At 42.9% G+C, this 24,894-nt stretch carries 24 protein-coding genes, 1 tRNA gene and 1 pseudogene; 12 read left to right on the top strand and 14 right to left on the bottom strand.

Translation table 11 applies throughout. The annotated features are described in order from the left end of the window. The first annotated feature begins 167 nt into the window (after positions 1 to 167). On the top strand, positions 168 to 395 hold the full coding sequence (locus LU361_RS12210) for a hypothetical protein (protein ID WP_233089120.1): 228 nt from the start codon (positions 168 to 170) through the stop codon (positions 393 to 395). Between the two features lie 135 nt (positions 396 to 530). Here the strand turns inward: LU361_RS12210 and LU361_RS12205 are convergent, their stop codons facing one another. Genes LU361_RS12205 through LU361_RS12190 form a run of 4 tightly spaced genes read right to left on the bottom strand, consistent with a single transcriptional unit; the run spans position 531 to position 2,233 of the window. After that, on the bottom strand, positions 531 to 854 hold the full coding sequence (locus LU361_RS12205) for a hypothetical protein (RefSeq protein ID WP_233089119.1): 324 nt from the start codon (positions 852 to 854) through the stop codon (positions 531 to 533). Then, positions 851 to 1,054 (bottom strand): hypothetical protein, encoded by a 204-nt coding sequence (locus LU361_RS12200; protein WP_233089118.1) that lies wholly within the window; start codon positions 1,052 to 1,054, stop codon positions 851 to 853. Before LU361_RS12200 ends, LU361_RS12205 begins: the two co-directional genes overlap by 4 nt. A gap of 22 nt (positions 1,055 to 1,076) precedes the next feature. After that, positions 1,077 to 1,658 carry a hypothetical protein gene (locus tag LU361_RS12195; RefSeq protein WP_233089117.1) on the bottom strand — a complete coding sequence of 194 codons (582 nt, stop codon included), beginning with the start codon at positions 1,656 to 1,658 and terminating at the stop codon, positions 1,077 to 1,079. Beyond that, on the bottom strand, positions 1,655 to 2,233 hold the full coding sequence (locus tag LU361_RS12190) for an AHH domain-containing protein (RefSeq protein WP_233089116.1): 579 nt from the start codon (positions 2,231 to 2,233) through the stop codon (positions 1,655 to 1,657). The genes LU361_RS12195 and LU361_RS12190 overlap by 4 nt, the downstream gene beginning before the upstream one ends. A gap of 212 nt (positions 2,234 to 2,445) precedes the next feature. Between LU361_RS12190 and LU361_RS12185 the strand changes: the two are divergent. Continuing rightward, positions 2,446 to 3,196, top strand: a pseudogene (locus LU361_RS12185) (IS5 family transposase). Between the two features lie 138 nt (positions 3,197 to 3,334). On the opposite strand, the gene LU361_RS12180 reads toward LU361_RS12185, so the two are convergent. The 10 genes from LU361_RS12180 to LU361_RS12135 all read right to left on the bottom strand — a co-directional run bounded on the left by LU361_RS12180 (position 3,335) and on the right by LU361_RS12135 (position 13,324). Next, the gene (locus LU361_RS12180) at positions 3,335 to 3,796 is read right to left on the bottom strand and encodes a hypothetical protein (RefSeq protein ID WP_233089115.1); all 462 of its coding nucleotides are present in this window, start codon (positions 3,794 to 3,796) and stop codon (positions 3,335 to 3,337) included. Positions 3,797 to 3,806: 10 nt separating this feature from the next. Beyond that, positions 3,807 to 4,373: a hypothetical protein gene (locus LU361_RS12175; RefSeq protein WP_233089114.1), complete on the bottom strand. Its 567-nt coding sequence runs from the start codon at positions 4,371 to 4,373 to the stop codon at positions 3,807 to 3,809. A gap of 620 nt (positions 4,374 to 4,993) precedes the next feature. Further along, the gene (locus LU361_RS12170) at positions 4,994 to 5,776 is read right to left on the bottom strand and encodes a GNAT family N-acetyltransferase (RefSeq protein WP_233089113.1); all 783 of its coding nucleotides are present in this window, start codon (positions 5,774 to 5,776) and stop codon (positions 4,994 to 4,996) included. Further along, positions 5,766 to 6,221, bottom strand: a complete 456-nt coding sequence (locus LU361_RS12165) for a DMT family transporter (protein WP_233089112.1) — start codon at positions 6,219 to 6,221, stop codon at positions 5,766 to 5,768. Before LU361_RS12165 ends, LU361_RS12170 begins: the two co-directional genes overlap by 11 nt. A gap of 1 nt (position 6,222) precedes the next feature. Continuing rightward, complete coding sequence (locus LU361_RS12160) at positions 6,223 to 6,849, bottom strand: NAD(P)H-dependent oxidoreductase (protein ID WP_233089111.1); 627 nt, start codon at positions 6,847 to 6,849, stop codon at positions 6,223 to 6,225. Positions 6,850 to 6,961: 112 nt separating this feature from the next. After that, the gene (locus LU361_RS12155) at positions 6,962 to 7,570 is read right to left on the bottom strand and encodes a Crp/Fnr family transcriptional regulator (protein ID WP_233089110.1); all 609 of its coding nucleotides are present in this window, start codon (positions 7,568 to 7,570) and stop codon (positions 6,962 to 6,964) included. 440 nt (positions 7,571 to 8,010) lie between these two features. Next, positions 8,011 to 9,156 carry a slipin family protein gene (locus tag LU361_RS12150; RefSeq protein ID WP_233089109.1) on the bottom strand — a complete coding sequence of 382 codons (1,146 nt, stop codon included), beginning with the start codon at positions 9,154 to 9,156 and terminating at the stop codon, positions 8,011 to 8,013. Positions 9,157 to 9,398: 242 nt separating this feature from the next. Further along, positions 9,399 to 9,471, bottom strand: a tRNA-Lys gene (locus tag LU361_RS12145). A gap of 306 nt (positions 9,472 to 9,777) precedes the next feature. Next, positions 9,778 to 10,485: a response regulator transcription factor gene (locus LU361_RS12140; protein WP_233089108.1), complete on the bottom strand. Its 708-nt coding sequence runs from the start codon at positions 10,483 to 10,485 to the stop codon at positions 9,778 to 9,780. After that, complete coding sequence (locus LU361_RS12135) at positions 10,472 to 13,324, bottom strand: cache domain-containing protein (protein WP_233089107.1); 2,853 nt, start codon at positions 13,322 to 13,324, stop codon at positions 10,472 to 10,474. The genes LU361_RS12140 and LU361_RS12135 overlap by 14 nt, the downstream gene beginning before the upstream one ends. 314 nt (positions 13,325 to 13,638) lie before the next feature. Between LU361_RS12135 and LU361_RS12130 the strand changes: the two genes are divergently transcribed. The 10 genes from LU361_RS12130 to LU361_RS12085 all read left to right on the top strand — a co-directional run bounded on the left by LU361_RS12130 (position 13,639) and on the right by LU361_RS12085 (position 24,889). Beyond that, on the top strand, positions 13,639 to 14,439 hold the full coding sequence (locus LU361_RS12130) for an ABC transporter ATP-binding protein (protein WP_233089106.1): 801 nt from the start codon (positions 13,639 to 13,641) through the stop codon (positions 14,437 to 14,439). After that, positions 14,436 to 15,188, top strand: a complete 753-nt coding sequence (locus LU361_RS12125; RefSeq protein WP_233089105.1) for an ABC transporter ATP-binding protein — start codon at positions 14,436 to 14,438, stop codon at positions 15,186 to 15,188. The genes LU361_RS12130 and LU361_RS12125 overlap by 4 nt, the downstream gene beginning before the upstream one ends. Positions 15,189 to 15,236: 48 nt before the next feature. Then, a complete protein-coding gene (locus tag LU361_RS12120; RefSeq protein ID WP_233089104.1) occupies positions 15,237 to 16,445 on the top strand; it encodes an ABC transporter substrate-binding protein in 1,209 nt (402 codons plus the stop codon). 88 nt (positions 16,446 to 16,533) lie between these two features. Next, the gene (locus LU361_RS12115; RefSeq protein WP_233089103.1) at positions 16,534 to 17,421 is read left to right on the top strand and encodes a branched-chain amino acid ABC transporter permease; all 888 of its coding nucleotides are present in this window, start codon (positions 16,534 to 16,536) and stop codon (positions 17,419 to 17,421) included. A 2-nt stretch (positions 17,422 to 17,423) separates the two neighbouring features. Beyond that, entirely contained in the window at positions 17,424 to 18,347 is a 924-nt protein-coding gene (locus LU361_RS12110) for a branched-chain amino acid ABC transporter permease (protein ID WP_233089102.1), read from the top strand. A 25-nt stretch (positions 18,348 to 18,372) separates the two neighbouring features. Next, positions 18,373 to 19,218, top strand: a complete 846-nt coding sequence (locus tag LU361_RS12105; protein WP_233089101.1) for a 3-hydroxybutyryl-CoA dehydrogenase — start codon at positions 18,373 to 18,375, stop codon at positions 19,216 to 19,218. A gap of 97 nt (positions 19,219 to 19,315) precedes the next feature. Next, complete coding sequence (locus LU361_RS12100) at positions 19,316 to 20,965, top strand: acyl-CoA synthetase (RefSeq protein ID WP_233089100.1); 1,650 nt, start codon at positions 19,316 to 19,318, stop codon at positions 20,963 to 20,965. Positions 20,966 to 21,040: 75 nt separating this feature from the next. After that, complete coding sequence (locus LU361_RS12095) at positions 21,041 to 21,790, top strand: electron transfer flavoprotein subunit beta/FixA family protein (RefSeq protein WP_233089099.1); 750 nt, start codon at positions 21,041 to 21,043, stop codon at positions 21,788 to 21,790. Positions 21,791 to 21,799: 9 nt separating this feature from the next. Then, positions 21,800 to 22,735 carry an electron transfer flavoprotein subunit alpha/FixB family protein gene (locus LU361_RS12090; protein WP_233089098.1) on the top strand — a complete coding sequence of 312 codons (936 nt, stop codon included), beginning with the start codon at positions 21,800 to 21,802 and terminating at the stop codon, positions 22,733 to 22,735. Positions 22,736 to 23,098: 363 nt separating this feature from the next. Further along, positions 23,099 to 24,889, top strand: coding sequence for an acyl-CoA dehydrogenase (locus tag LU361_RS12085; protein ID WP_233089097.1), 1,791 nt, complete (start codon positions 23,099 to 23,101; stop codon positions 24,887 to 24,889). Positions 24,890 to 24,894 lie beyond the last annotated feature (5 nt).

Here is a 24,894-nt window from a genome sequence, read left to right as displayed (position 1 = left end):
TGTTTTCAGACGACCAAAACTAACAGAAGGTGATTGACGCTTGGTAGATCCTCTAGATGTAATGCAAAGGTGAGAATTGATGTTATCGAAGGTAAAATCCAACAAGCCCGTAACTGATAACTCAGCACCCTCAGACAAAAGCAATAAATCAGACAGAGGTCTACGTGATGACTAAGAAATATAAGCCAGAACCAAGCCTAGAAGAAGCGAAGAAACGACTTAAAGAATTCGGCTACAAACATCGCGAGAAATACCCTGTTCCGCCTATTGACTCGACTGAACCAGAAGGGTTGCTAGCTGGCAACCCGGATAAAATAATTGATCAACTGGCCGATGAGTTCGAGGATGATTATGGCGAAGAAAAACCAGAATTGAAAATCGTTAAACCTGATTGATATTCAATCAGACTAAATATTGGAAAATCCATTTTAAATGGGTTATAACCGCGATTCTGTGCCCCTAAACAATCATAATATTATCACCTCATCTGAGTAGAACCAGTTTCCAATATATTTCTACAAAAGCTGAAATTAAGTCATAGTTCGAACATCAAATTCATGGGAAATATAAAAAACCGTTTTCTCAAATACTCCCATTTGAAAATCTTGAAATGCTTCTTCATGATCTTCATTGTAGTTTGGTAATTCATCGTCCCAATTAGGGTATTTTAATTGGGTATCAATTAATTTTGCTCTAACAGTATCAACGATAGCCTGTGCTTCAATTAAATCATTGATAATCAATTCATCATCACGGCCCCGTCGTAGTATGTCGATGATTTGTTGGTATTTATTGCTCGTTGCAATAGATAAAAGCTTAGCCTTTACTGATGATGGAAATGCTATCGTTTTCATCGAATTTTCACCTCAGTTTTCGTCATCATAGACGCTAATACCTTGAGCTTAGCCATCAAATCTAACACACTCATTTTATATTCCACATTGACCAAGGGATGATCTAATTCCTCACCATCAGACCTGACATCATGGCTTTGAGCACAACCAACACCTAAAACTAAGTATAAAATACGTAAAACTAGTATTTTTAAATTCATCAAGCAACTCTATAACACTAGATCAATGAACTTCACCAAATGACTCACCAATGGGATTAGCAAGATCTTTATGAAAAACAACACCGGTTAAACCCGCCGATTCACACGCTTGCTTAATTTCTTCGGAACAATACATTGCTTTATATGCATCGCGTTGAGTTTTCAAACAACCATAATTTTCGACAGCAAATTCATCAATCGCTAGATACGTTAGATTGCCATTGTCGTCGTACACGCATTTAGATTCATCATAGGCATTAAATTCTTCAACGGTTTTTAATGGATTAAAAATATAACCTCTACCCTGCTTATAAATAACAGGTAACAACTCGCCGGATAGCAACAATAAATCTTTTAAAACCTCATGCGCCCGCTCAGATAGAAACAACCGACCGAAGTTTTCTGACAAATCAGGAATATCCGTGGCTTTACTACCGGAACATTGTTTAAACTCTATGGTTAATGGCTGCCAGTATTCCAAATAGGCTTTTGGCGACGCATCAAAGGCAAACGTGCCGTACACTTCACCCAGCTTTCGCATGGATTCTACAGGAGGAATCACATGCATTAAGAATTGTTCATTGTGGGTTATTCGATAAATCATGGTAACTCATTAGCCTTTAACATTACATAACCAGGAAAAGTGGACGTTTCGAGTTTAAAACGAATATCTTTTAATGTCTTAACCAATGTTTGACTATCCTTAATAAGGCTCACATCAATTAACGTAGCTAACCATCGGTAATAACCATTGCGATGTATTCTACTGTGAGGAACCGCCTTACGTAAATAACTCGGCATTGTAGGAACTGCTGCGGTATTATGTGGTAACCAAACCCCATTGAATGGCATATCTATCCTCAGCTTTAACCACGCCAAAACGGCTCTCAATGGAACCGCGCGCGGGTCACCACCAGCAACAATCGCATGGCAATCACAATTAGATGTAGGCCTTGGATCACCATGGGTGCTCATGTGTCGAGCCAATCGGGAGGAATCATGAGCTTCGTCTATGAGTTGCTCGAACGACATAGATCGACTGCTCGCTTCATAAGCAATTAAATTCTTTTGTACTTGCGAAAGTGATTTAAGCTGGTTCCACTGCAACAATGAAGGGTTATCATCTTTAGCGAATCTGTCGATAGCACGATTAACAATAGAATCGTGAAACAAAGCCATAGCCGCATCCTAAATAGTAAATGATAAATTTATAAAGCCATCTAATTCTCTCAAATTTAAAGAATATCTATAGAATTACAGACGCCAATATATGAGACACAAACCACAAGTTTTAAAATTCAAATACCGTCAAATAATTATGATTAACAGAATTTGAATGTTAAGTTGATACCTAGGGTCTGCTCACACAAAATTTGATAAAATCTGCGCTTATGGAAATTACAAAATCGCAATTTAAAATTATTGAACATTTGCTCCCAGTGCAGCGTGGTAATGTAAAAGTACCGAATATACAGGTCATTAACGCCGTATTATACGTTGCAGAACACGGCTGCAAGCGGAGAGGTCTTCCCGAGCGCTTTGGTTAGTGGTATGCCATTTACATGCGTGTGAATCGTTGGGCAAAAAAAGGGGGGTTGAATCATGTTTTCCCAGTGCTCCAAAGTGCGGATGTTATCAATATCCAAGTCGATCAAGTTTCTCTGAATAGCACAATCATTAAAACTCATCCGATGGCACAGGAGCGTTAAAAAAACGGTCAACAAGCCATTGGTAAATCAAGAGGCGGATGGACAACTAAAATTCACATGGTAGAGGCTGACGATAAGACAGACGTGGCTTTTTCGTTATCGCCAAGACAGTCAGGAGATGCGCCTGAAAGCCGCAATCTGTTAAGAACTATGGAAAACTGTGGCTGGGAAAGGGCAAGTGTCATCATGGACAAAGCCTACGAAGGCGATGATACGCGCCAGCTTTTTTGGATTTAGAAGTGATGCCGGTTGTTCCCCCAAAGATACCGTGGGAATACGACAAAGAGATGTACATGAGGTAGAGCGTATGTTTCGACGATTGAAAGGATTTCGAAGAATATTCAGCCGTTTTGACAAGCTCGATGTTGTATTCAGGTTTTTCATCAACTTCTCACTGATAGCTGACAGTCTGATTAGTGTGAACAGGCCCTAGTTATCTTGCCATTATCCTTAACATTTATCATTACATCAATAATACCGAGAGGCTTGTTCGAAGAAAAATTTAATCATAGTAGACCCTGACTGCGGACTTAAAAGTAAAGCTAATTTCTCGAAACCTTAATTACGCTTATTAACCATTCCATTTACTTTTCTTATTTTTAATAGAAAAGTCACTCATCACTCGACGCACTATTTTTTCAACAGCCTTATCTCTAAAATGATAAGTCTTACCTTTATTCTTTTCATAAAGGAGCTGTTGATAGAAGTCTGTTAGTGTTCCAACACATCTAATACTTCCGAACTGCCATTTAATTATTTCATCATTCGCCAATAATTCCAAGTCAACTGCTCCTATCACATTGCTGTTGATCTCGAAAAGGCCAAACAAACAGTACCCAACAACAATAGGCCGGTCATCATTCAAGCCGCTCACAAAATATTCTTCTGAGTTTTCTGTTAGATCTAAAAATTTATAGAACGCTGCAAGCGGCTCAGGAGTCACAGCACCAAATCCTATGGCTCCTCTATAAATCGTTTTTTCATTCTCGATTGTTTTGATAAAGCTTGTCCAAAGACTATTTTTCAAATCCATTTCTTTCTTATTAAGTCAACTTATACAAAGGTTCAAGCTCTGTTATGGAAAGAGCTGGATCTCCTTCTACATCGAATATTTTAAAACCATCAACAGCTATAGAGGTCAAAACAACTTGCTTGCCGGACTCATGCTCTAATAAAAACTTAACAAAGAAATCAAAACCCTCCTTACCTTTAATTGCTCTCACTCCAATTTTATTTTCAAGTGAAGTAACGTCGATATTGAGCGCCCTAAATATCTTTGTTTTCTTTAGTAATCTCAAATCATTAAAACCTATCACCTGATAAGTAGGCACCCTAGAAGGTTTCCTAAAATTCTTTCCTTCAAGCAAAACACCCCAGTAGTTCAAATCATTTATTTTATAAAAATCGTCAAGGGAGGAAGAACCATGAACAACTAATTCTGGATAGTTCAGACTCTTCAAAACCTCGAGTGCGAGCCAATCAATCCGGTTTTTAACCATTGATGAATCAATAAATCTAGCTCTTTCCGCCACCTCATCGAATGAAGCTTTGCCAGAGAGCGCTGTATTTAGTATGTCTATAATTGTTTTTCTAACGTACTTACTGTCCATCAGGTTTATTCACTTTTGAAACTACTATAGGCATTCCTGCCGATTCATCATCAAAGACTGGGAGAATATCGGGTGAAAAAACCCCTTCTTACCCGCCCATAGCTGTGCAAAAACAATCCAACCCACACACTCTATTTATTCACACACAGACTTAAAAAAGAATATTCGACCATCAAAGGAAATCTGTAAAGAACTTTTGGCATTTATAGCGCATTTATAAACTTCTTCATTATTGCTTTTTAAATATTCAACAAATAAAGATACGCCACTGGCGCCAAAATCCTCCAGGCCGCAATAAAATAATAGATAAGACTCTTTAAAGAGTTTGAAAACAATCTCCATACTTTGTTAGCTATACAACGCAACCTCTGATCTTTTTATTTCATAAACAGTGCTGACACTATAGAAACTGTCCCGCAGATGGGTTACTCACTAACTTCTGATGAGTATGACTGCGGAGCCAAATTTGGCATTGATCCGATCAACAATATCGGTTAACTGATGGCTTTCGTTGTATTGGTGGTAATTTTATAGATGCCTTTTTATTATTGGCATGATGAAAAAATTGATATTTTTTGTCAACCATGATTAGAATTCATCACTCTATATGTTAAATTCAATTACCGCTTAAAACTACCAATCTCAAACAACACCCCAAACCCCAACCGATCATACAATGGCTTCCCTACTTTTGAGGCTTGCAGTACTATAAATTTTTTATTATCCAATTTATTTTGCTCAATAATTTTTTCCATCAGTTGTTTAGCAATGCCTTTGCCTTGTTGATTTTTTCGTACACCTACTTGGTGAACGCCTACGATATCTTGTGTGATATAAGTTAACGCTGTGGCGACGGGTTGGTTATTGATGTGCGCTAGCAGCAGTTGTATTTCGCTGTGGTTTTTTACTTGCTCAATTACGGATTGATCAATGCTGTAACCGAAGGCTTCTTCGCATACAGTTATCCAGGTTTTTATATCTTCAACGGATGATATTTTTTGCACGTTTAATTGATTGTTATTAGCAGCTGAATTAGACGGATAACTTTCTAAATCCAGGTACATGGCGGTTTGTTCTAGCGTTAGCTGCCAATTGTTGTTATCTAGGTATTGCTGTAGCCATTCATTGATTGCTTTATTGCTTTTTTCCGATCCGTTAACCAAAGGCAATATCGGTAACATTTTCGGGCTTGGCACTAAATTTATAAGTTTATCCAGTGTTTTTTCGAGTTGATTGGGCGTTAGGTTATCCACTTGTTCAGAATCGGTAATTTCAAACCAATAACGGTTCGGCCATGAACGATTGCCGCGTAATGTTACGCCATGAATAGATTCAATTGGATTTGCGCCGTATTTATTCCACAAGCCGGTTAGGTTGGTAATATTTAATTGATTAATAGTCATGACTCGATTCCCAATTGATTAATAAGATACCAACAACTAATGCGGCGGTTCCAATAATAACTTTGCTGTCGATGGGTTTTGTTGGTTGATCAAACCAACCGAAATGGCTGGATATTATCGCGGTCAGTATTTGCCCGGATAACGCGAATGACATCATCGAACCAACCCCCATTTTAGGAATTAAATAATAGAATACACCCACGCCAAATGCGGCGATGGCACCGCCGGAAAACCATAAATAAATCGGTACGGTTTTTACATCGGTTAATAGTGGGTATTGTTTGGATGACACAACAACCAGCACGGTAAAAAAACAGGCAAATAAAAATGCAATTCCGGTTCCCAACATGGAGCTTTTTAACAACACCCCCAGTTGAGCATTCATTGACGCCTGTACGGCAATCGCGCTGCCGGCACAAAAAGCCAGTATGGGTAGCGCGTTCACGTTAAATCTCCAACACCATTTCTTGGTGACTAAAGCGTACTTTCGGGCTGTTAGCACGCTGATCTTCCCAGTGGCGATAACCAATAGGACAAACCCAACTGCTGGTTAAACCTTTTTGATGTAACTTTAACACCTTGTCGAAACCGGAGGCATCAAAGCCAGTCATTGGGCAGCTGTCTATTTGCATTATGGCTGCGGCAGTGAGTAAATTTCCGAGGGCAATAAAACTCTGGTGATGCGCCCACTCTTGTTTTTGTTGTGCGGATTTATCTCGAAATACCGATTTAATATGTTCTTCCAACGCTTTTAATTCCGGCAATGATTGGCCGGTAGTAGCACTGTGCTTTGTGATGTATTGATCGATCAAGTGGTCATCGATAACGGTCTCTATCGCCATTACAATCAAGTGAGACGAATACAATACTTTGTCTTGATCACAGGAATAGTCCACCAACTGTTCTCGAATCGAGTCGGTGTTTACCACGATGATTTTATAGGGCTGAAGGCCAAATGCGGATGCGCTTAAGCGTGTTGCATCGAGCAATTGCTGAAGTTGTTCAGAAGAAACTTTGCGTTCTGAGAATTTTTTAACGGAATACCGCCATTGCAATGCGTCTATTACGGTCATGGGAATACCTCTTTGTTGTCCTGTTTGTAACAAGTGAGGCCAGGGTAATCGACGCAATACGCAAACGCATTTACATAGGTTGATAAACCGTAAATTCGGTTTTTAAACCACCCTACAAACTTTTACGAATACGGCTGAGCTGGGTGGGAGTAATGCCTAGATGTGAGGCAATATGGTATTGGGGCAAGCGTTCCACCAGTTTGGGAAAGGTATCGACAAAACGCAAATAACGCGCGGTGGCCTCTTCTTGAACAAGCTCAATCTCGCGGGCATCTTTCGCGAGTAACCAGTTCTTTTCTAAATAATGTATTTGAAATAACTTTAAATCGTCTTTTTCGAGTAACAATTGTCGATAAGCCGAAAAATTAATCTCGATAACATCGGATGCCTCCAACGCCTGAAACGCTAATTTCGACGGCGTATGGGTTAACAATGCCGTCATGGAACCCGGAAACATGCCTTCGTCAAAAAAGTTTTTATTGTACTCGGTGCCTTTTTCATCGCACACGTAACACCGAAAAAGCCCTTGATAAATAAACGCGTAAGTACTGGGAATATCACCGGCGTGGTACAACACGGTATTCTTTGACAATGAACGAAACCGACACACACTTTTTAACGCTTGCCAGGTACTGTCACTGATTGGGGCGTAAGAGGTCATCACCGCTCTCAGTGCAGCTAGGGCGTTGTCTTGCACCGTGTGTAAATCGGAAGCGCTCATAATATTACGTCTGTTTGCATAGGGCCTGTTCACACTAATTTAATCACACCTGCTGGAGTGTATTTTTTTCGTATTTTAGGCGCAGTGAGTGTGATTTGGTTATTCCAAATGAACGAGCTGCAACACGAAATACGGGAAAAATACGCCGAGCCCCTAGGGTCGCCCCTAAAACACGCCATTCGTTGTTGTTCGTCGCTTATTTAGCGCGCTAAACTGCACTCCTCACGCCTAGACTGACGCGTTTTAGGGGCGACAGGTGCGGTTAAATTAGTGTGAACAGGCCCTAGGGCTAGTACAAGTTAGGTTACATAGAAAGAAATATAACACCAGATAAACACAATCGGTAGCATTATGGCCTGTGCCATTTGTAACCAAAACCCCAATCTTTACAGATCCATAACAAGCACTGTATGCACCCGTGCTTGTTATGATCTACGTTATCAATTTTGCGGCGTTTGGTTTATTTGAATCAGGTTATTCAATACACCGTCTAAGCCACCATACACGGTTAATGTATCGATTTTGGTGGTGATTCTTTCTAACGCTTCCAATTCTTTTAAACGAATAATCATGGGGTTATTTTCCATAACTTTTGCGGTGTTGTGCATGGAGCGCATGGCTTGGGTTTCTTCTTTTCGCTTAATCAAGTTTGCTTCGGCTTCTTTTTGGGCTTGAACCACTTGGTTTAAAATCAGCTTCATATCGCCCGGAAGAATAATGTCTTTTACACCCACACTGATCAACTCAATGCCGTAGCTGCCTAACTTTTCGATGGCGCCTTGATAAACAACGTCGTTAATAACGCTTTTATCTTCTAAAAGCTCATCTAAGAGTTTGGTGCCCACCGCTTCGCGCAGCAATAACTGCAACTCTAAGTACATAAAACCGTTAAAGTCTTTTAATGCAGCGGTCGCCAATTCGGGATCAACCACTTTATAGTTCGCCGATAAATTAATACGCACACTAACACGATCTTTCGTTAAAATTTCTTGGCCGCTAACATCAATATTTTGCACTCGTAAATCAATTAATTTAATGGCGATTAAATGATTGTATTTCCAAAATCCGTACCAACCGTTAGCCAGCGTTTTTTCAAACTTACCGTCGACGTATAACAAACCGATATGACCTTCGGGAACGTCGGTAAAAAGAATGGCATCGGCGTGTTTTCGCAGATTACCGCTTCTTCTCACCGATCCAATAATCGGCACATACTGATCAGGCACTTGATAACCTTCTGATAACGACAGTACTTTTACCTTAATATCTTGGCTACCTTTCCAGGTTACATAAAGCGTTCCCGGATTAATAATATCGTGAAAATTGCCATCTAAGTAGACGATACCCACTTGATCATCAGTCAATTTAATAACATCGACAAACGGCTCGAACAATTGCGAATTATTTTTCAGAAAGAAGGCTAATTTTTCGTGCTCAAAGACTACGCGAGTAATATCGTAAACCTCAACATTAATGCGCTTACCCCACCCAACCAGCCAATGTTTGCCTGGGCCTAAAATTTTGGTGAGATTGTTATCAACAAACAGTAATCCACGTTCGTTGTCAGAAAGTATTTTATAAAACATTTGCATCATTCCATGTAACGAGACCCACCGTCCACACAAGAGAATATTATTTAAATACACAAGGGATTTATCGGAAACTAACGTTTATCGTTCTACCCATAAATACGTTGCGTATTAACCCATAACATTCAAACTTGGCTTCAGATCTCTGTTGAAAAATAAACATCAACAGAGTTATGAGTCTCTTTATCTATTCATTAAATAGGGAGTCGAACCCTGTCCTTTCGGATGACCAGTAAGGGAGTTTTTGGCGAGAATTGAACTCGCTACCAATCGATTAAATGTCCGATCGCTCTACCAGTGAGCTACAAAAACGGCTGGGCTTAAATTGAAGGTTAATTGGTATACATCGAGATCAGGGATTCGTGCACCAGGCTGACAAACAGAATCAGACCCGCTAATTACAATCACGATTTAAGCTCGGTGGGTATATAGCGAAGGACAGGCCAAGTAGCGCCAAAAATACAAAATACTTTATAAGCCTTTGTATTTATTGAATATTATTTTTATCGCCGCAGATTGAAGAGCAACACCACAAACAGAAAGTTATCCAAAAAGATATGTACCTATTTATTTTGATATGAAAGGCTTATTTTGATATGAAAGACAACCAACGGGTAATCACACCCAATTGACATCACAGGCCAACATATAACCCGCACCATATACGGTTTTTATCAGTACAGGGTGCTGAGGATCGGACTCGATCTTTTTTCTCAATCTCGACATTCGAACATCAATGCTGCGATCATAGGGCGCGCTGTTTTCACCCAACAGCTGGTCACGCGAGAGTATTTGGAAGGGATGCTTGAGCAGTGCCAGCAAGATCTCACCTTCTGCGCGACTGAGCGTTTCATCGCTTTTGTCGATTAAATGCAAGCTCAGCGATTCAGGCTTAAAAACCCAATTGGCAAAATGCGCTTGTTTGTATACCGTCACACTCTGCTGTTTTTTCTTGCGCAAGCGACGCAACAAGCTCTGTACTCGCGCCACTAATTCACGCGGTTCAAACGGTTTAGTGATGTAATCGTCGGCACCGAATTCCAAACCCAAAACACGGTCGGTTAAGGCATCGCGGCCAGAGACAATAATCACGCCGGTATCTTTATCTTCTAACTGCTTAACCAATTCCATGCCGTCAATATCGGGAAGGTTTAAATCAACGATACAAATATCGGGTGTTTGCTTATTAAATTCTAACAACGCTTGTTCGCCGCGAGAAAAATAACGAACCTGATACCGAAAACTGGTCAATGAACGACACATAAGTTCGCCAAGATCTTTTTCGTCTTCAATCACAAAAATGGAAGGCTTCTCAAATTCGCTCATAAACAACCCCATTATTATTTTTGTTCATACGGTTGGGTAAAACGCGCCGCAAGGCTTGCGGGTCAAACGGTTTGTGCAATAACGATATATTAAAATCGACGGGCGGTTCGGACTCTGTGTACCCGGTCATTAAAATAATAAACGCCTGTGGGTGGCACACGTTAACGGCGCTCGCCACTTGATAACCGTCGGCCTCTCCTGGCATAACCACATCGCTTACAACTCCAGCAAGCTGCTCTAACCCGGTTAACATCGCCAATGCTTCGTCGCCATTACCGGCTTCAATGACGGAATAATCCGAATCCATTAATTGTTGGCGAACCAATTTTCGAAGGTCGGCGTTGTCTTCTACCAATAACACCAAATTGGTGTCTGATGAATGTGTTAACGTGTTGTCTACCGATTCAGTAATCACTTTATGATCGGTGTGATCTGTGGTTATGGGCAACAACAAATCGACGCGTGCCCCCAACGAGTTATCGTGTCGATTTTGAATACGCAAATACCCTTTTGACTGTTTAACAAAACCGTAAACCATACTTAAACCCAACCCAGAGCCTGCACCGACGGATTTTGTCGTAAAGAACGGCTCATAAGCTTTGCTTAACGCTTCTTCCGAAAACCCTGTACCTTCGTCTAACACGCTAATCATCACATAAGTGCCGGGTTCAACGGTTTCGTCAAATGTGGCCTTTAAAATACACGTCGAATCGGCCTGAATAGAGGTAACCAATAATCGTAATTCGCCCCCATTAGGCATTGCATCGGCCGAATTAAGCACTAAATTTACTAAGGTATCTTCCAATTGCGCCGCATCCACATACACATTGGGCACATTGGAATGTATTTGGGTGTGCAAGCGAATATTTTCTGGCAAGGGCGCAACAAGCAAATCAATTAATTCGCCAATTAAGGTTTCTGGTTTTACAGAAGACGGCTGCAACGGCTGCTTGCGCGCAAACGCGAGTAAACGTTTGGTCATGTCGGCACCGCGTCTTGTAGCACGAATGGCAGGCGTTAAATACGCCAATTGTCCACCGTCCATAGAGTAATGGTTTTGCAACTGCATTAAATTACCCAAAATAATGCTCAGCAAATTATTAAAGTCGTGCGCCAAACCGCCCGACATTTGCCCAACCGCTTTCATTTTACTGGCTTCGGCCATGCGCCGTTCGGCCTCACGCTCGTGGGTAATATCAATCGATAAGGTAAGAAAACCATTGACCTCATTTTTATCATCCAAAAAAGGAATTAATGTTCGCCGCGTAATAATTTCTTTGCCCTGGTACTGCAATCGATACTCATAGACCGGATGCTCGCCTTTTTTAGCTTGATCAATATAAGGACAAATTGTTTGGTACATCTCTTGCCCGAGCACATCCACCAAAGCTTTGCCTTGAATATCGCCCTCAGACTGATGAAAAACTTCTCGATATTTTTCATTCGCAAATACAATATTCAATTGCGAATCGAAATACGCAATTTGTGCAGGTAGCGCATCCAAAATCATACGCTGGCGACGCTCAACAATTTTTAACTCAGTTTGTGTTTTTTCGAGTGAGTCTACCGCTTGCAATAATTGCACATTAGATTCCGACAACTCTCTTGTTCTTGATTTAACACGGACATTTAAGGTATCGATATTATCTTTTAGTCGATCTACCATTAAATCGAAGGATTCTGCCAGGGAACCGATTTCATCATTGCGGTTAATGCCAGTTTTTGCCGACAGGTTACCACGGCTGATTTTATAGGCCGTTAACGACAGTTTTTTAATCGGCGTTGTTAACCATTCGGCAAACAAAAATGCGGCACCAATAGCGGCGATTAATCCCAGCAAACCCATCGCCATAATGCGTTGACTTAACTGAACGGAACTGGCTTTTAAATCATCTAAATAAACCGACGAACTGATATACCAATCAAAGCCCGACAAATGCCGAACCAACGATAATTTTTCGTAAATGTACTGCCCTTGGTCATCTGGCCGATCCCACTTGTAGTAAAGCTCTTCACCAGAATCGGCGGCTTGAATTAAATCTAAGTAAATTGGATTTTGAGTCACGGGATTAAGCAAACGCTTAAAGTTGATGCCGTGAATATTGGGGTTGGGATGAAACAACATATTGCCTGCGGCATCAAACACAAATAAATAGCCGTTTTGGGCAATGGTGACATTTTCTAATGCCTTATTGATTTCTAAAATGGCTTGCTGCTTTTGCGCCTCAACTTCTTGTTCGATATCTTCAATATAAACACCTGCGCCAATCACAAAATTCCACTCGGGATAATTGCGAACGTAGGAGTATTTATCGATAACATCGGTGCTGTCTAAGCGGCTCCATTTGTATTTATAGAAGCCCTCGCCCTGCCCTTTCACCGATTGAATAATGTCGGGAATAATGCGTGTGCCTGTGGGGTCAGAAAAATCAGACATGTCTCGCTGATGAAACCGATCCGACGGGTGAGAAATCAGTTGGGCGTTGTAATCGGCAATCCATAAATAGTCATTATTGCCGAAATTAAATTGCCGCAATTCAGAAAAAATCGTCGCCCAAATTTGTTCTTCTGGAATACCCTGCTTACGACCTTTGTCTAAGGTTGTCTCAATAAAATTTTCGGTGACATTTAAAATTGAGCCCAGCCGCTGCTCGTGGGATTTCAACGTGGTGTCGACGTAGGTCTCGGTGCTGGCGTACATGCGGTTAGCCAAATCATAGACGATATTCAACACCTGACGATTGGCGTGCAGTTCCAGACTGAATACGTTGTCTTTAATCAGCGGAACTGTAAACCAATAAATCGAGCCAAAAATGCTCCCGATTAAGACCATAAGCATTAAAAATAAACGAATTGTAATGGGTGAGCGGCGATACACTATCTATTCTTATTGTTGTTATGTGAATAATTGTTGTGTGGATTTTTCTGTGCCAATCAATGCTCGTAAAGCACAACTGAGAATGTATCACAAAGTTAACAAACCGAGCAGTTTTGTTACATTTCGTTAGATTTCGATATTCTCGGTTAGATTTACCAAACAGTTTCGCAACGATTGTGACTTATCGTCTGCTCTTAACAATATGCAAGTAACGCAACTATTAATGCTGCTATTTAAGTAAATATCTGCGATATAACAATAAGAGCAACGACCCGATGACGCATGCAAAGCAAGATTATATTCTTGAAACTGAGCAACTCACCAAATCATTCAAAGGCTTCACCGCTGTTAGTAGCGTTAATCTGAACATAAAACGCGGCCACATTCATGCACTTATTGGCCCCAATGGCGCCGGTAAAACCACGGTTTTTAACCTTCTGACAAAGTTTTTGCGACCCACCTCTGGCACTATACGATTTAACGGCGAAGACATTACCCGCCTAGAGCCCGCAGCCATTGCCCGCAAAGGCGTTATTCGATCGTTCCAAATCTCCGCCGTTTTCCCACACCTAACGGTACTTGAAAATGTGCGCATTGCACTGCAACGCAAAGAAGGCACCAGCTTTCATTTCTGGAAACACGAATCCGTTCTCAACACGCTCAACCAAAAAGCTCAGGAGCTATTAAAATCCGTTGGCTTAGAGCGTTTTGCTGACACCATTACCGTGGATTTATCCTACGGCCGCAAGCGCGCCCTAGAGATCGCCACCACCCTCGCTCTCGAACCCGAATTAATGTTACTGGATGAACCCACTCAGGGCATGGGTCACGAAGACGTAGGCCTAGTCACGGATCTTATCCAGCAAGTTTCAGAAAACAGAACCATTTTAATGGTTGAGCACAATCTGCACGTTGTCTCCCAGTTAGCGGATCGAATTACTGTATTGCAACGCGGCGCGATTCTGACCGAAGGCGATTACGCCACGGTATCCAGTGATCCCGAAGTGCGAGAAGCCTATTTAGGAACCAGCGACGAAAACCAAGACCAACACAGCTCGGTAGAGGTGGCTTCATGAATCAGCACGTCAACATTGATCACCAAACCCAGGCCCAAACCGGCAATCACCGAGAAAAAATTCGAATCAGCAATTTGCACGCTTTTTACGGCGAATCACACATTCTTCACGGTATCGATATGACCGTTAATCAAGGTGAATTAGTCACTCTGATTGGTCGCAACGGTTCGGGTCGATCAACCACGTTAAAAGCCATCATGAATATGGTGGGTAAACGCAGCGGGCAAATTGTTATTAACGGACAAGACACGCTCAATTTACCAGCGCACAAAATTGCCCATTTAGGGTTGGGGTTTTGCCCGGAAGAACGCGGCATATTCGCGAGTTTAAATGTTGAAGAAAATTTAATGTTACCGCCCAAAGTCCGTTCCGATGGCATGAGCGTTGAAGAAATTTACACCATGTTTCCCAATCTGTTAGAGCGCCGCACCAGCCAGGGCAATAAGCTTTCAGGCGGCGAACAACAGATGCTGGCCTTGGCAAGAATCTTAAGAACCGGTGCCAACATTTTATTGTTAGACGAAATTACCGAAGGTTTAGCGCCGGTTATCGTTCAAAAACTTGGCGAGGTTCTCAATCAATTAAAAGAACGAGGACTCACCATTTTATTGGTGGAACAAAATTTCCGTTTTGCAGCACCGATTGCAGATCGACATTACGTGATGGAACACGGCCACATTGTCGAGGAAGTGAAAGCAAATCAGTTACAAGAAAAAGCTGAGTTATTAAATACATACCTCGGTGTTTAACCCCAAAAGACTTGCCAAAAAAATAATAAAAACTCATTGGAGCCAATCATGAAAACTGTCCGAAAGTCCATCGCGAGCGCAATTACCACTGGCGTTATCGCCACCGCCTTATCCATGAATTCCTTCGCCGTCGCAGATGGGAAAGTAAAACTGGGAATACTCGCCGATATGGGCGGCACCTACGCCGATATTTGCGGAAAAGGCTGTGTTACTGCCGCAGAAATGGCGATTGAAGATTTTGGTGGAAAAGTGCTGGGAAATAAAATCGAACTGGTGTCCGCCGATTCGCAATTAAAACCCGATATTGCTTCTTCGATTGCTCGAAAATGGGTAGAAAATGAAGGCGTCGATACCATCGGTGGTTTGGTTTCCTCGGCGGTTTCGGGCGCGGTTTCAAAAGTGAATGTCGACAATAAAAAAATCACTCTGATTTCTGGCTCGGCCTCAAACACCTTCACCACCAAAACCTGTAATCCCTACAATGTGCATTGGACCTACAACGTTGTCGCGTTGGCTAACGGCACGGTAAAACCGATGGTCGAATCCGGTAAGAAAAATTGGTTTTTCATTACCGCCGATTACAGCTTTGGTCACGCGTTAGAATCGGTAGCTTCAAAAGTAATTAAAGAAAAAGGCGGTAAAGTTGTTGGTCATGTGAGAGCACCACTGGGCACAACGGATTTTTCATCCTACGTGTTGCAAGCTCAAGCATCAGGAGCCGATGTTGTTGCATTGGCTAATGCGGGTAACGATACAGTGAATGCATTAAAAGCGGCCACCGAATTTGGATTAACCGAACAAATGGACATCGCCGGTTTGCTGGTATTTACTCAGAACGCACAGGCGATGGACCCAGCCGTTGCCAGTGGTATGCGATTAACCACGGGTTTTTATTGGGACATTGACGACAAAGCCCGCGATTGGAGCCAGCGCTTTGAACAGCGTCACGGCGGTATACCGAGTATGATTCACGCGGGTGTGTACTCTGCAACCACCCACTATTTAAATTCCGTAAAAGCAGTTGGCAGTGACGATTCCGACAAAGTCATCAAACACATGAAACAAACAAAACCCGATGATTTCTTTTCTAGAAACGCACAACTGCGCGCCGATGGTCGCATGGTTCACGACATGCTGTACGTTGAAATCAAAAAGCAATCGGAACGTAAAAATAAAGGCGACATTTATAACGTCATCAAGGTTATTCCTGGGGAAGAGGCGTACAACCCCATTCAAGCAAGCTGTAACTTTTCTTAACGACATGCTCGGATTTAGGAAACAAGGACGTTTCCCACCTAAAAACAGACACTATTTTTAAGTATTTGTACGGCATTAGAGATTTTCTATGATTACCGTCTTTGGTATTAATTTATTTGCATTATTTGGACAATTATTAGTTGGACTTATTAATGGTTCATTTTATGCGTTATTGAGCCTCGGCTTAGCGATTATTTTTGGCTTACTAAAAATAATTAACTTCGCCCAAGGGGCTTTATACATGTTGGGTGCCTTTTTAGCGTTATTGGCGTTAAAGTATTTGGGCATTAATTATTGGTACGCATTAATACTGGTACCCATAGCGGTTGGAATGGTTGGTATCTTAATGGAACGCTTTTTAATTCGTCCCATTGCAAACGAAGACCACTTATACAGTCTACTGCTTACCTTTGGCTTAGCGTTAATTATTCAAGGCGCGTTCACTCACACCTTTGGTTCATCGGGATTGTCCTATTCGGTTCCCGAAGCATTAAAAGGCGGCACTCGTCTACCGTTTATGTATTTACCGAATTACCGGGCTTGGATCATCGTCGCATCAATCGTTGTTTGTTTTGGCACTTGGTGGATGATCGAAAAAACTCGGCTCGGCGCTTATCTTCGCGCTGGAACTGAAAACCCAAAACTCATGCAAGCATTCGGAATCAACGTGCCATTAATGGTAACTCTTACCTTTGGCTTTGGTGTTGCGCTTGCTGGATTCGCGGGCGTAATGGCGGCACCGGTGTATTCGGTTTCTCCCGACATGGGTTCGAACGTATTAATTGTTGTCTTCGCCATTGTTGTTATTGGTGGCATGGGTTCTATTGGCGGTGCGATTATTACCGGGCTGGGTATGGGTATCATCGAAGGTCTCACCAAGTATTTTTACCCAGAGGCATCAAACACCATTATTTTTCTGGTAATGGTTGTCGTGCTACTACTTAAGCCTGCGGGCTTGTTTGGCAAAGAGGCATAATCATGAACGACACAAAACTCAATCTTATTCTACTTGCCATAGCACTCGTTGCACCCACAATTTTTTATCCGGTGTTTCTCGCTAAAATTTTATGTTTCGCGCTGTTTGCCTGTGCATTCAATTTATTGTTAGGGTACGCGGGATTACTGTCTTTCGGTCACGCCGCCTTTTTAGGAACCGGCGGTTACGTTACCGGTTATTTAATGATTAATACCGGTTTATCCCCTGAACTGGCGATTATTTTAGGGATGATTGCCGGCGGCATGCTCGGTGCAATCTTCGGTAAATTAGCAGTTAAACGCGAAGGCATTTATTTTGCCATGGTTACCTTAGCTCTCGCACAATTAGTGTTCTTCTTCTACTTGCAAGCACCATTCACCAACGGTGAAGACGGCATGCAAGGCGTTCCGCGCGGAGCGGTATTCGGTCTTGTCGATTTAACCAATAATTTCGCCATGTATTATTTTGTACTCGCCATTTTTATACTCGGCTATTGGCTGATTAATCGCACCGTGCATTCACCGTTTGGCCAAGTATTAAAAGCCATCCGTGAAAACGAAGACCGGGCGATATCATTGGGTTATGAAGTGAATCGCTATAAATGGGTGGCCTTTATTATCTCTGCCGCACTGGCATCACTGGCGGGCTCAACCAAAGCGTTGGTCTTTAATTTGGCGTCGCTGACTGATGTTCATTGGCATATGTCGGGCGAAGTTATTTTAATGACTCTCGTCGGCGGCGTTGGCACCATGCTCGGTCCAATTTTAGGGGCAGGATTGGTAGTAACCATGCAAAACTATTTATCCGGCGGCGAACTCGGCAATTACATTCACATTATTATGGGTATCGTCTTTGTTGTTTGTGTACTCAGTTTTAGAAGCGGCATTGTCGGACAATTCTTAAAATTCAAACGTAATAATTTTTAATCGCTCAATTTTCTGAGAGAGTTTCATGACCATTGAACATATTGGTGTTGTCGGTGCAGGACAAATGGGTTTGGGAATTGCGCAAGTTCTCGCAACCGCAGGTTTTAAAGTTACCCTGGTTGATTTAAAACAAAACGTATTAGATAACGCACTCGCAACCATCAACCACAGCCTAAGCAAGCTAAAAAAGAAAGCATTAATTGATAGTGATCCGCAATTAGTAATCGATAACATTCATTGTTGTACTGAGATTAACGAACTCGCTGATTGTGATCTCGCAATCGAAGCGGCGCCCGAAGACGAAACGATTAAATCGACGATTTTTCGGCAATTAGACGAAATCTGTCAAAGCGCGTGCATTATTGCTAGCAACACCTCGTCGCTTTCTATCACTCGCTTGGCCGCGCAAACCCAGCGACCAGAAAAAGTGATTGGTATGCACTTTATGAATCCGGTGCCCATGATGAATCTGGTGGAAATCATCAATGGCTTGCGCACCGATAAAACCACAACGGCTGCAATTATTCAGGTTGCAGAAAAAGCCGGAAAGGTTGCCATCCCCGTCAAGGATAAACCCGCTTTCGTACTAAACCGAATATTGTTACCCATGATCAACGAGGCAATATTTATTCTGGAAGAAGATTGCGCAAGCGCCGAACACATCGACGAGATCATGAAGTTGGGTGCTTCACAACCCATCGGCCCGTTAGCGTTGGCGGATTTAATCGGGCTGGATACGTGCTTAAGCATTATGAAAGTACTGTACGAGAAATTTTCTGATCCCAAGTATCGCCCCGCTCCGTTATTGCAACAAATGGTTGACGCTGGGTATCTGGGAAGAAAAAGCCAACGCGGTTTTTACACGTATTAAAACAGCGTGTTGCACGTTACTTGTAACACGCTGCAAACATTGATCGATACTCCTTGATGACCAATAACGATAAAAGAATTTAAGCGAGGCAAATAAAATGAATACCTATGTGAATAATGAAAACAACACAGTATTTAATGTTGGCTTAGAAAAAAACCAAGCCAATTACGCCGCTTTATCCCCAATCACATTTTTACAACGCGCCGCCAGTGTCTACCCGAATCGCACGGCCACTGTTTACGGAAGCGTTCATCGAACTTGGAAAGAAACCTACGACCGTTGTTTAAAACTTGCCAACGCATTACGCAGCCGAGGCATTAATCCAGGTGATACTGTCTCTATTATCGCCCCCAATTTACCGGAGCATTTTGAAGCCCATTTTGCTATTCCAATGGCGGGCGCCGTTTTAAATTCTATTAATATTCGCCTTGATGCCCAAGCCATTGCGTTTATTTTAGAACACGGCGAAAGTAAAGTGCTGCTGGTCGATAAGGAATTCAGTAGCGTCGTTAAAGCCGCTCTCGAACTCAGCCAAAATAAACCGCTGGTGGTTGACATTGATGACCCAACCTGGGAAGACGGTGAGACAATTGGTTCCATCGATTACGAATCCCTCGTCAACGAAGGAAATCTCGATACCCCCCACTTTGCCGTTCAAGATGAATGGGATGCAATTACCCTCAATTATACTTCCGGCACCACAGGTAATCCCAAAGGCGTTGTTTACCATCACCGTGGCGCTTATTTAAATGCCATCAGCAATTCCATTTCTTGGAGCATGAGCCCACACCCCGTGTATCTTTGGACCTTGCCCATGTTCCACTGCAACGGCTGGTGTTTTCCCTGGACCATTGCCGCAATGACCGGTGTTAACGTTTGCCTAAGACACGTAAGAGCCGACGATATTTTTAATCTGATTAAATCCGAAAAAGTTGGTTACTTTTGTGGCGCGCCCATCGTATTAAACATGCTTAATGCCGCCGACGACGACCTAAAAGCCGGAATAAATCACACAGTAGATGTTATGACCGCAGGCGCCGCGCCTCCGGCTTCGGTGATTGCCGGTATGGAAGAACTCGGCTTTAACGTAACCCACGTTTACGGATTAACAGAAACCTACGGCCCTTCGGTGGTGTGTTCTTGGCACGACGAATGGAACACAAAACCCCTGGAAGAAAAAGCCAAATTAAAAGCCCGCCAAGGCGTGCGCGCACCTATGCTTGATGGTCTTATGGTGGCCGATCCAGTTACGCTTAAACCCGTTCCAAAAGACGGCAAAACCTTGGGTGAAATTTTCATGCAAGGCAATTTAGTCATGAAGGGCTATCTAAAAAACCCTGAAACCACCGATGAATCCTTTTCAGGCGGTTGGTTCCACTCCGGCGATCTCGCTGTTTGGCACCCAGACGGTTACGCAGAAATTAAAGATCGATCCAAAGACATTATCATTTCAGGTGGAGAAAATATTTCTTCCATTGAAATCGAAGACGTGCTCTATCGTCATCCGCACATTCAAGAAGCGGCCGTTGTGGCAAAGAAAGATGAAAAATGGGGAGAAACCCCCTGTGCTTTTGTTGCACTTACGCCCGGTTCAGAAGGCATCAGCGATAAAGACATCATTCAGTATTGTCGCGAACATATGGCGCATTTTAAAGCACCGAAAAATATTGTCTTTGGCACCCTACCGAAAACCTCTACCGGAAAAGTGCAAAAATTTCTGTTAAGAGAAAAAGCCAACCATTTATAACAACATTAAAAATACCAAAAGCTTCAACCTTTAAACGCTTCGCTTAAGGAGCGTTTTTTACCAGCGGAATGAAAAATGAAAATACTAGTTGCTGTTAAGCGCGTTATTGACTACAACGCAAAAGTCAGAGTCAAACCCGACAACTCCGACGTTGACCTAGCCAATATAAAAATGGCAATGAATCCTTTTTGTGAAATTGCTGTTGAAGAAGCCGTGCGTTTAAAAGAGTCTGGGATTGCTACAGAAATTGTGGTGGCATCTATCGGTGAAAAGCCTTGCCAAGAACAGATTCGCTCAGCACTGGCTTTGGGTGCAGACAGAGGAATTCACGTTGAAACCGAAAACACCTCTGATTCTTTAAACGTTGCAAAATTATTAGCTAAAATTGCCGAGCGTGAACAGATCGATTTGATCATTCTTGGCAAGCAAGCCATCGATTCCGACAACAATCAAACCGGGCAAATGTTGGCTGCCTTACTCAACTGTTCTCAGGGAACCTTTGCCTCTAAGGTTTGCGTGGAAAACGAAAAATTACTGGTTACCCGTGAAATTGACGGCGGCTTGCAAACCTTATCACTCACATTACCAGCAGTAGTCACCACGGATTTACGCTTAAACGAACCGCGCTATGCTGCCTTACCTAACATCATGAAAGCAAAACGCAAACCCTTGCAGGTGCTTACGCCCGACGAACTCGGCGTAACACTCAAGCAACACACGCAATTAACAAGCGTTGCAGAACCGGCAAAACGCGAACAAGGCGTTATGGTAAACAGCGTTGATGAACTGATCGAAAAATTGAAATTTGAAGCAAAGGTAATTTAAGAGGCGTTTATGGCAATTTTAGTGACTGCAGAACACGATAATCACACCCTAAAACAATCAACATTAAATACCGTTTCCGCATCAACTCAATTGAACGATGAAATTCATGTGTTAGTCGCAGGCTTCAACTGTCAGGCCGTGGCTGAACAGGCGGCAAAAATTACCGGCGTCAGCAAAGTGCTGTATGCAGACAGTTCCGTTTACGAACACCAACTCGCCGAAAATATCGCCGCACTCATTACCGAGCTGGGTAACGACTATTATTACATTCTTGCTCCGGCAACCAGTAATTATAAAAATATTCTGCCCAGAGTTGCCGCCAAGCTCGACGTAACTCAACTCTCAGACATCACCGCCATTGTCGCCAACGATACTTTCGAGCGGCCAATTTACGCCGGTAACGCCATTGCTACCGTAAAATCCCTAGACCCAGTGAAAGTCATTACTGTGCGCAGTTCCGCGTTTGAAGAAGCCGCATTCAGCGACAGCCAAAACGCAGAAATTATTGCCGTGAACGCTTTACCAGAAACCAACCTTGTCGCGTTCGTTTCTGAACAGGTTGAACAATCGGATCGTCCTGAGTTAAGCAATGCCAATATTATTATTTCTGGCGGTCGTGGTTTGGGCAGCAGTGAAAATTTTGCCTTAATTGAACAGCTCGCCGATCAACTCGGTGCGGCCGTGGGTGCCTCCAGAGCGGCGGTGGATTCAGGCTTTGTCCCCAACGATAAACAAGTGGGCCAAACCGGAAAAATTGTTGCACCGCAATTGTATATTGCCGTGGGTATTTCTGGCGCGATTCAACATTTAGCCGGCATGAAAGATTCGAAAACCATTGTCGCTATCAATAAAGACGAAGAAGCCCCCATTTTTTCCGTCGCCGATTATGGATTGGTCGCTGACTTATTTGAGGTTATTCCTGAATTACGGGAAAAATTACCATAAGCCATCTAGGGCCTGTTCACACTAATTTAACCACACCTGTCGCCCCTAAAACGCGTCAGTCTAGGCGTGAGGAGTGCAGTTTAGCGCGCCGAACAACAACGAATGGCGTGTTTTAGGGGCGACCCTACGGGCTCGGCGTATTTTTCCCGTATTTCGTGTTGCAGCTCGTTCATTTGGAACAACCAAATCACACTCACTGCGCCTAAAATACGAAAAAAATACGCTCCAGCAGGTGTGATTAAATGAGTGTGAACAGGCCCTAGCCTAAAAAAACGTTTTAAAGGTTGAGTGATTTAATTCATCAACCTTTAAATGTATTCATTTATTTACCATCGCCATTATCCAGAATTTGGAGATTTCTCAATGACAACTTACACCGCCCCACTCCAAGATTCTGCGTTTGTGCTAGAACATGTCATTGGTTTCGACCAACTATGCGAAACGCTTAACCACAGCGAGATTACTGTCGATCTTGCAAAAACCATTATTGAAGAAGCAGGCAAATTAGCCAGTGAGGTATTGTCGCCACTGAATATTGTGGGCGATCAACAACATCCCGTCACATCCGCCGGACAAGTCACAGAAACCCCTGGATTTTCACAAGCCTACCAACAATATATCGACAACGGTTGGCCAACCTTAACCGCACCTGAAGAATTCGGCGGCCAGGCGTTACCGAATGTAATTGGAACCGCAGTTAATGAACTGTGGCATTCGGCCAATATGGCCTTTGCCTTGTGCCCAATGCTAAGCCAAGGCGCCATCGAAGCATTAATTGCACACGGCAGCCCCGGATTACAACAACAGTACTTACCCAAACTTATCAGCGGTGAATGGACTGGCACCATGAACCTCACCGAACCCAATGCCGGTTCCGACTTAGCCGCAGTCGCCTGCAAGGCCATTCCCGACGGTAATGCCCTTAAAATTATTGGCCAGAAGATATTTATCACTTGGGGTGATCATCAAATGACACCCAATATTGTGCATTTGGTATTAGCCCGTTTACCAGACGCACCTGCGGGCGTAAAAGGGATTTCTTTATTTATTGTCCCCAAATACATAATCGACGAAAACGGCCAGTTGGGCGAATTAAACGATGTTAATTGTTCGTCGTTAGAACACAAATTAGGTATTCACGGCAGTCCAACCTGTGTGATGAATTTTGGCGACCAAGGCGGCGCTGTAGGCTATTTGGTCGGCGAAGCCAACAAAGGCTTAAGCTATATGTTCACCATGATGAATCACGCTCGGCAATCCGTCGGCCTACAGGGTTTATCCATCTCCGAGCGCGCCTACCAACAAAGCCGTCAATACAGTCAAGAGCGCATTCAAGGCTTGAACGCCCAAGGTGAAAAAGCCGCCATTATTCAACATCCCGACGTTCGCCGCATGTTAATGGCCATGAAAAGCGGCACCGAAGCCATGCGTGCATTGGCACTGACCGCCGCAGCCGATATCGATCTCGCCCACAATAATCAATTTGAGCAAAGTGAAAAACAGCAGCAACAAAAACGCGTAGAACTGCTAACGCCAATCGTCAAAGGCTGGATGACCGAATTTGCCCAAGAACTAACATCATTAAATATACAAGTTCACGGCGGCATGGGATTTGTGGAAGAAACCGGAGCCGCACAGCACTACCGCGATGCGAGAATTTTACCCATCTACGAAGGCACAACTGGAATTCAAGCACTGGATTTAATCGGCAGAAAAACCCTGTCGGATAACGGTCAATCGTTAAAACAGCTGTTAGCAGAAATTCAGTCTACAGCGGAATTACTCACCAATCACGACAACAGCCAACTGCAACAAATTGGCGAAAAACTTGGCCACGCACTCGATCACGCATTAACAGCCACCGATTGGATTTTAGAGAACGCCGCTAATAATAAACTTCTAGCGGGTAACGTAAGCTTCGATAATTTAATGATGATGGGGTATTTAGTTGGAGGCTGGTTACTGGCAAAAAGCGCTCATGCCGCCAGCGTATTAATAGATCAAGAAAACGATTACGGGCACGCGTTCTTAGCAACCAAAATAAACACCGCAGTTTTTTACAGCCACTATTATCTGCCCCGTGTTTCTCAACACAAAGACATTGTCTGCACCGGTTTAGTCTCTATTTTGGATTTAAGCGCGGAACAATTCTGAGGAGA

Origin of the sequence: Sessilibacter corallicola (assembly GCF_021290925.1) — a bacterium.
In the GTDB taxonomy this organism is placed as follows: Bacteria; Pseudomonadota; Gammaproteobacteria; order Pseudomonadales; family Cellvibrionaceae; genus Sessilibacter; species Sessilibacter corallicola.
Note: the sequence above shows the minus strand (reverse complement) of the source record. Positions and strands in the feature narration are given on the sequence as shown.